6 protein-coding genes and 1 pseudogene are annotated in these 7,491 nt (G+C 59.3%); 4 read left to right on the top strand and 3 right to left on the bottom strand.

Annotation, left to right across the window (positions count from 1 at the left end; all coding sequences use genetic code 11):
• Positions 1 to 115: pseudogene (locus AB4Y40_RS42430) on the top strand (IS5/IS1182 family transposase); the annotation flags it as partial.
• Here the strand turns inward: AB4Y40_RS42430 and AB4Y40_RS42425 are convergent.
• From AB4Y40_RS42425 to AB4Y40_RS42415, 3 genes are all read right to left on the bottom strand, one after another.
• Positions 90 to 1,349 (bottom strand): sugar ABC transporter ATP-binding protein, encoded by a 1,260-nt coding sequence (locus tag AB4Y40_RS42425; RefSeq protein WP_368692945.1) that lies wholly within the window; start codon positions 1,347 to 1,349, stop codon positions 90 to 92. The pseudogene AB4Y40_RS42430 and the gene AB4Y40_RS42425 overlap by 26 nt on opposite strands.
• Positions 1,350 to 1,837: 488 nt before the next feature.
• Positions 1,838 to 2,959 carry a Gfo/Idh/MocA family protein gene (locus AB4Y40_RS42420; protein ID WP_368692944.1) on the bottom strand — a complete coding sequence of 374 codons (1,122 nt, stop codon included), beginning with the start codon at positions 2,957 to 2,959 and terminating at the stop codon, positions 1,838 to 1,840.
• A 95-nt stretch (positions 2,960 to 3,054) separates the two neighbouring features.
• Complete coding sequence (locus AB4Y40_RS42415) at positions 3,055 to 4,020, bottom strand: sugar ABC transporter substrate-binding protein (protein WP_368692943.1); 966 nt, start codon at positions 4,018 to 4,020, stop codon at positions 3,055 to 3,057.
• Positions 4,021 to 4,252: 232 nt separating this feature from the next.
• Here AB4Y40_RS42415 and AB4Y40_RS42410 point away from each other — a divergent pair, with 232 nt between their 5' ends.
• The 3 genes from AB4Y40_RS42410 to AB4Y40_RS42400 all read left to right on the top strand — a co-directional run bounded on the left by AB4Y40_RS42410 (position 4,253) and on the right by AB4Y40_RS42400 (position 7,357).
• Positions 4,253 to 5,224, top strand: a complete 972-nt coding sequence (locus AB4Y40_RS42410) for a sugar phosphate isomerase/epimerase family protein (protein WP_368692942.1) — start codon at positions 4,253 to 4,255, stop codon at positions 5,222 to 5,224.
• A gap of 146 nt (positions 5,225 to 5,370) precedes the next feature.
• Positions 5,371 to 5,673, top strand: coding sequence for a putative quinol monooxygenase (locus tag AB4Y40_RS42405; protein ID WP_254319685.1), 303 nt, complete (start codon positions 5,371 to 5,373; stop codon positions 5,671 to 5,673).
• A gap of 646 nt (positions 5,674 to 6,319) precedes the next feature.
• Complete coding sequence (locus AB4Y40_RS42400; protein WP_368692941.1) at positions 6,320 to 7,357, top strand: hypothetical protein; 1,038 nt, start codon at positions 6,320 to 6,322, stop codon at positions 7,355 to 7,357.
• Positions 7,358 to 7,491 lie beyond the last annotated feature (134 nt).

Raw genomic sequence — 7,491 nt, 5'->3', positions numbered from 1 at the left:
CCGTCGGCTTCGCATTCGCTTCGATCGCCGTAGCGACATTCACGAAGCATTCCTCAAATTCGCTTGCTCGCTCGTGTGCTGGAATATATTCAAACGAGCGCAGTCGGCTTTTTGAACTGGCCTCTTAGGGTGGAAACCTCGTGCGACAGTCGCTTCGCGTCTATCGCAAACATCCCGGCGAGACGCCTCGCTTCCGTGGCCTCAGCTGCCCGCTGCATGACGCCGGCGCGGCTGAATTTCGACATCACCGATGCAGTGATGTTGATACCGATCGGAGCGTCAAGAAACACGCCCTTGTCGGCCCGGTCCTCGGCCACGTAACCGACGCCGCAACGAAGCGCGCTTCGCACGCTGTCGATCTTTGCGACCTCACCGTCGAGCCTCACAGACCTTGAGATGTCGCCACGCAGCCCGGCAAGCGCCTCGACTACCGTCTCGGCTCCCGATCCAAGCTGCCCGACGACCGCCACGATCTCGCCAGGCGCGACATCGACGCTGAGGGCTTTCAGCTTGTCGTCAACGCTCAGATTCGTGACAGACAGGCGCGGCTGCAGGGAGGCGCGTCCTTCAGTGGCCTTGACCGGATGACGTACGAGCTCCCGGCCAATCATCGCCTTCACTACCTCCCCGGTGGTCATGTCTGCGGTCTTGCTCGTAATGACGTGCTGGCCGTTCCGGAAAACCGTGATCCGGTCGGTCAGGGCAAAGACCTCATCGAGTCGATGGCTGACGAAAATCATCGCCGTCCCCTGGTCCCGCAGACGTCGTGCAACATCAAACACGCGCACGATTTCGGCGTCCGACAGCGTGGCCGTTGGTTCGTCGAGCAGCAGCACCTTTGCCTGGCGAGACATGCCGCGCGCAATCTCGACCAGCTGGCATTCAGCGAGGCTCAGTCGCGATGCCGGACTGTCCAGTTTGACGTGGGAAAGCCCCACCGAATCGAGATGCGCTCGAACCGTGTCACGGTAGCGGCCCCGCAGGTAAATCTCGCGCTGGTCCGCGCCGCCCAGGAGGATGTTGTCAAGTACCGAGAGCGTGGGGACAATCGCGAGCTCCTGGTGAACAATCGAGATCAGCTTGGGATCGGTGCGATGGCCGAGCTTGAGCTGCTGACCATCCACGGTAATCGAGCCATCGTCCGGCTCGACAAGTCCGCCGAGGATCTTGATGAACGTGCTCTTGCCTGCGCCGTTCTCGCCACAAAGGGCGTGGATTTCGCCGGGCGCGAGTTCGAGGCTCACGCCGGTCAGTGCCTTCACGCCGCCGTAGTGCTTCGTGAGGTTCAGCGCGCTGAGCAAGCTTGGCGTTTCAATGGCAGCACCGCCGCTGGTCGGGTCTTGTAGCATTGTCTTCCTCCAATGGAGGATCGGTCTGTCGCCTCGCCGATCCACCTATCGTCCTGCATCCACCTTATTGCGTCGCAACATCACGTACCGCCAGCCACTCCCGGATCGGCACCGCCTTCAGAACGGGGCGGTCGCGCGTAAGGTCCGAAAGAGACTGCTGATCCCGATGTCGACGCGCCGGGCACAACGGGCGCGTGCGGTTCATCAGGAGGTGCGGAACCACAGGGAGAAATGCCGGTGGGATGCGTTGCGCCCAGGTTCGGGCGTGACGTTGTCTCCGTGTTGTGGACCGCTGCCGCGGTTTCGCTGTTGTTGTCCAAAAGGTTATTTCGTCGCCCCCAAAAGAAAAATGCCGGGCGGAAAAATGATATTTCCTCCCTGCGGAAATATCGGCATCGTTCTTGTGAACGCATTTCGGGCCAAAAAAAAGCGGCCCCGGCGAAGTCTCTCGCCGGAGGCCGCTTAAACGCTGGAGCATCCGTTTTCCCTCAGATCGCGATCGAACGCCCTTCGACGGATGACTGGACGGCGCTGTCTACGACCCGCTGGATCTCCCACGCCTCCTGGAAGTCGGGAAACGCCCGCCCCCCTCGATCAATCGCATCGAGGAATCCGGCCATCTCGATGGTCTTGAGATCGTTGAATCCGAGCTGGTGGCCGCCCGCGACCGTAAAATTGGCATACGGCGGGTGTGCAGGTCCCGCTTCGATACGGGTAAATCCCGAGGTACGTGGATCGTCACCGCCGCGGTAAAAGTGCAGTTCGTTGAAACGCTCCTGCGAGAAGACGAGCGCGCCCCTGGTCCCATAGACTTCGAACTCGAGCTGCATCTTGCGCCCGGTCGCGGCCCAGTTCGCTTCGAGCGTGCCCGAGCAGCCTCGGGCGAACGTGACCATCAGCCGGGCAATATCGTCGACGTTCACGGTCCGCCGCTCGCGCGCGCCCGGTGCGACCGGCCGTGTTTTATTGACGGTCTCGAGCCGCGCGGTCACCTCCTCGATCGGCCCGAGAAGGAAGCGGGACAGCCCGATGATGTGGTTGCCGATCTCCGCGAGCGCACCGGCGCCGTTTTCCGGATCCACTCGCCAGCCGTAGGGAATTTCGGGGTCTGCCATGTAGTCTTCGGCGTGGACCCCACGAAAGCTTGTAATTGCACCGAGCTCGCCCTCCGCGATCATTTGGCGCGCGAGAGCCAGCATCGGATTCTTGATGTAGTTGTACCCCACCTGCGTCACCGTTCCTGCCGCCGCGGCGGCCTCGGCCATCGCCAGTGCGTCGGCTGACGAAGGGGCGATAGGCTTTTCGCAGTGCACGTGCTTGCCAGCTGCAATTGCCGCAAGCGCCATCTCGCGATGCAGGCTGCACGGCGTCGTGATGGAGATCACCTTGATTGCGTCGTCTGTGAGCAGTGATTTCCAGTCCGTCGTTGCCCGCTCGAACCCGAACTGCTCCTGGGCTTGTCGTGCACCCGCCTCATTGACGTCAGCCACCGCGACAAGGCGCGGCCGCACCGACTCCGGGAAGGCGTTCGGAACAGCACGGTAGGCGAGCGCATGCGCCTTTCCCATGAAGCCTGTTCCGATCACGCCGACACCAATCTCTCGTCTCATCCAAACCTCCAAATATCGATCGCGGCACATGGTGCCGCGACCGTCGAAATAACTGGAGCGCGCGAGGCAGAATTGACTACTGCCTCAACCGTCGATCACTTCTGCTGCGAATAGCAGACGTTCACGTCGGCCTTTGTCGCGATCGGGTTGGGCAGATACTGGAGCGCCTGCGGGGTACCGCCGGTAGCCAGCATCTTTGCTGCCTTGGCGGCGTACGCGCCGTCGTCGAAAGGAGACTGCTCGACATCGGCGTATGCCTTGCCGGCGTTGATCAGGTCGACGCCTGACTGGTCGCAGCCGTGGCCGACGAGCACAAGCTTGGAGGGATCGAGGCCAAGCCGTTCGGCTGCGGTAACGGTGCCTCGCAGCTGCGCGTCGTTTTCGGTGTAAACGCCCTTCACATCCTTGTATTGGGTGAACAGTGCCGAAGCAGCCGCGCTCGCCTTGACGGCGTCCCAGTCGCCCGGAAGAGCGCCCACGACCTGGATTCCCGGTGCATCTTTCTTGAGTTGGTCGACGAACCCCTGGTAGCGCTGGAGCTGCGGCGGCGTGCCCATCGGCCCATTGATGACGATCACCTTGCCGCTCGCACCATAGCCCTTATCCTTGAAGCCCTGGATCATGGCCTTGGCGGCAGCCTGACCGTTGCTGATGTCGTTCGGCCCGGTGAACACCTTCCAGTACCGGGAGTACTTCTGATCCGGCATCGAATTGGAGATCACGAGCGGAATCTTCGCCTGGTCGATTTTGCGAATCGACGGGACCATCGCGCTTGAGTCGACCGGGACGAGCACGATGACGTCCGGCTTTTGTGCGAGGGCTTGCTCGACCTGCGTGGCCTGTTCGTTGGCGTCGTAATTCGTGACCTTCACATCGAGGTTGATGCCCTGAGCCTGTGCCTCTTTCTTGAAGCCCTTGATGTAGAGCGCCCAGTATTCGACGCTCTGGGTCGGCATGAGCAATGTCACGTGCGGTTGGCTTGCTGCGCTCCCGGCGGTGCTCAACGTCGTCAACAGCGTTGCGAGGGCGACGCCAGCGAGGATGCGATTGCGGATGATCATGAGTTGTCTCCTTTTGGACCACACCCAAAATTGAGTGTTTGGTTTCTGATGTTTTCGAGGCAACAGTAAGGGGAGCAGGCGCAAAGAAAAATGCGGTCCGACGAAAAGTTATTTTCTTCCAGCGGAAAAATGTGCTGCAGGCGCGTCGATGAGACGTGCGGAGGCGAACAATCGGATTCGAGGCTGCCTATCTCACAGCCACCAGGTTTTGTAGAGCAAATCTCTACATTCAGTGGAACCCGGGTGGGTTTATCCGCCCGGGTTTCTACGCGATAGTGATGTTCATGGTGGCCGGTTCCATCTGGTCAACCCCCTGTTCCCTATCGAGAGAGTCGAAATGTCAAAGTCCAATATTGAGCTCGTCGCAGCCTATTTCACGCTGTCGGGCGACGTCTATCCGTTCGGTCCGACCGAGATCAGTCCGTTCAGCTTCAAGGATCGTGTTGAGGCTGCCGCCAGGGCCGGATGGTCAGGCATCGGGCTCATTCATTCCGACATTTACGCGACCGCCGACAAGATCGGCTTTGCCGAGATGCGACGCATCCTCGAGGCCAACGGCATCAAGCATGTCGAGTTCGAGTTCCTCGTCGACTGGTACCAGACCGGCGAACGTCGCCGTACGTCCGACAGCATGCGCTACTACTACCTGAAGGCCGCCGAAGAACTGCGCGCGCGCATCGTCAAGGTCGGCCCCGGCATCGGCGAAGAAACCGCAAATGTCCCGCTCATGGTGGAAGAGTTCGGCAAGCTGGCCGAAGACGCCGAGAAACGCGGCACTCAGGTCATGCTCGAAATCATGCCGTTCAGCAACGTTCGGACGATCGAGACCGGCAAGGCGATCGTCGAAGGCGCCAACAAGGCGAATGCTGGACTTCTGCTAGACATCTGGCATCTCTCGCGCGGCAACATCGACTTCAAGGAAATTGCCACGATCAAGCCCGAGTTCATCAAGGGCATTGAACTCGACGATGCGGACCGCTACGCAATCGAGCCACTGTGGATGGACACCTGCCACAAGCGTCGCCTGCCGGGCGAAGGCGTGCTCGACGTCAAGGGCTTCATCAAAACCGTGCAGGCGACTGGCTTTGATGGTCCCTGGGGCGTCGAGATTCTCTCCGAAGTCGAACGCAAACTCCCGCTGGAAGAAATGGCGACGCGCGCATACGACGCGACGATTCGTCAGTTCGAAGAAAAAGCCGGGTAACTCGCGACCAGTATCCGGACGGCCGCAATCACGTTATCGGCCGACTTGCTCTTTACGAGTCCCACCATCCAACCGCGCGACAAAGTCGCCTTCGTCAGCCTTGCGTCGAGGTCACCATCTGCAAAGCGAACACCGAGGAACACACAATGCTATCTATCTACGTTCGATTCAAGCTCGCTCCCGCGACGAAACCCTTGTTCGTGCCGCATCTCGACGAACTGATGCATGCGATGGCCGAAGAACCAGCGTTCGTGAGCGCAGTGCTGAGCGAAGACTCTGGCGCGCCAGACGAGCTGGTTCTCTTCGAAGTATGGAACGGATCCCAGGAGGAATGGCTCGCTCAGCAGCCTCAGAAGCCGTATCGAGCAGTCTACGACGATGCGACCAAGGACTTCGTTGCCGATAAGGAAGTAAGGTTTTTTTCGCCCGTCTCCATTCGAAACAGGTAGAGTCGACTCGCGCCAATGGACAACTGGAGCCCAGTTCCCTTGTCCGCATGACCCTGTCAGAATGCACGGCACGTGATAAAAAGACTATCTGAAGCCGCGTGTGGACACGCTTTTGAGCTTTCCGATGAAGCGATCCCGCCAGTTTGCTCACGGGCTTAGAATGGCTCATGAGAGCATCAAATCCGGGCATCACGCGCCGCATGATTTCATCTCTCGAGCCACGGCCATTGTCACAGGCCTCCGAGAAAATCTCCCGTCCTCCGCTGGCGCCGTTCGAAAAATCGCCAGGTTGGGGATCTCTCCTTCGCCAATCAGGACACGATGAAAAGACGATCATTCCACATGCTGGTTCTGTTGCAAAAGTGGCTGTTTCATAAAGACGGTTGAACCAGCAGCCGATCAAGGTCACGGACGTGCCGACCCGAACAGCAGCTCGACTCTCTCTCGGGAATAGGCCGGATTCCGGGCAATCCGGATCGAGCGGCTCGCGTGGAACCATCAAAACGAAGAATGCTCCATTACAGCAGCGCCGACGAAAATCGAAGAGATGAAGCGTAGGACTCTACTCAAAATTGCTGCAGGCACTGCTGCGTTGGCCGCGCGTCCAGCCTTCCCAAGTCTTGTATCAACGAAAGGAACCAACAACATGAAATATCGTGGCATCGTCTACGACGTGGGCCTTCGGTTCACCGCCAACAATCCGTACTCCGTGGCGCATTTCGATTCGGAGCTCGTCTCGTACGATATCAACACCATCGCAACCACGCTGCACGCCAATGCCATCCGAATCGAAGGAGAGGAAATCGAGCGTCTGCTGACAGCATCGCGCATTGCTCATGCCGCCGGCCTGACCATCTTCTTCAACCCTTGGAAGATGAACGTGCCGATCGCAGACCTGCCCGCCTATTTCGCGCAGGCTGCGAGTGCCGCAGAACAGTTGAGGGGCGAAGGCGCCAACATTGTCTTTGTTTGCGGCTGTGAAATCACCCTGTTCAACGACGGGATACTGCCGGGTGCAACATTGATGGAACGCGTTGCCTGGCTTGGTTCCCAGGCTGCAGCCGCAACCGGGCCCACAGTCCCGACTGTCTTTCAGGAGAAGTCGGCGATGCTCAATGACGCTCTCACGGCCATCACAGCCGCAGTGAGAGCAGAATTTAGCGGACTCGTGACCTACTCTTCCGGCACGTGGGAGAACGTCGACTGGCGCCTGTTCGACGTTGTTGGTGTCGACTACTACCGAAATGGGGAGACGGCGAGGGAGTACGTCGCCGGTCTCGATCGCTTCCGCATCGGCAAACCCCTTGTCGTTATGGAGGTCGGCTCGTGCGCTTATGAGGGGGCAGCTGCCCGCGGCGCCGGCGGCTTTATGCTATTGGAGGGGCAAAACCCTGACGGCACGGGAAAGTTCGTCAACAATATTGTTCCCACACGAAGCGAACGAGAACAAGCCGAATATGTGGAAGAACAACTGGAACTCCTGTCTGGCGCAGAAGTGGATGGCGTCTTCATCTACGTCTTTTCGTTCCCGAGCTATCGCTTCGGCGAAGGGGCACGAGACCTGGACATGATGAGCTTCTCCCTGGTCAAGACCTTTCCCGACGGCGACCCAAGATCAAACCAAATGCCGCCTTGGGCGCCAAAAGCCGCATTTCACCGCGTTGCTGACTTTTTCCAGCGCTAGGGAAAGCCTTATGTGGACGCCTCCCGGATTGCAAACAGTGTTGCGATTTTTGGCTTTCAGGTAAAGGCAGCACGCTTATGTCCGGCCCGTTTTCGCAGGTCGGTATGCGCCTGCAGGCCCTAATGGAATTAGCT

The organism is Paraburkholderia sp. EG287B (assembly GCF_040965595.1).
Lineage (GTDB): Bacteria > Pseudomonadota > Gammaproteobacteria > Burkholderiales > Burkholderiaceae > Paraburkholderia.
Note: the sequence above shows the minus strand (reverse complement) of the source record. Positions and strands in the feature narration are given on the sequence as shown.

What these genes read in the sequence shown, in the direction of transcription:
- AB4Y40_RS42425 (WP_368692945.1), bottom strand. Translation starts at nt 1,349, where the DNA reads ATGCTACAAGACCCGACCAGCGGCGGTGCTGCCATTGAAACGCCAAGC.
- AB4Y40_RS42420 (WP_368692944.1), bottom strand. Translation starts at nt 2,959, where the DNA reads ATGAGACGAGAGATTGGTGTCGGCGTGATCGGAACAGGCTTCATGGGA.
- AB4Y40_RS42415 (WP_368692943.1), bottom strand. Translation starts at nt 4,020, where the DNA reads ATGATCATCCGCAATCGCATCCTCGCTGGCGTCGCCCTCGCAACGCTG.
- AB4Y40_RS42405 (WP_254319685.1), top strand. Translation starts at nt 5,371, where the DNA reads ATGCTATCTATCTACGTTCGATTCAAGCTCGCTCCCGCGACGAAACCC.
- AB4Y40_RS42400 (WP_368692941.1), top strand. Translation starts at nt 6,320, where the DNA reads ATGAAATATCGTGGCATCGTCTACGACGTGGGCCTTCGGTTCACCGCC.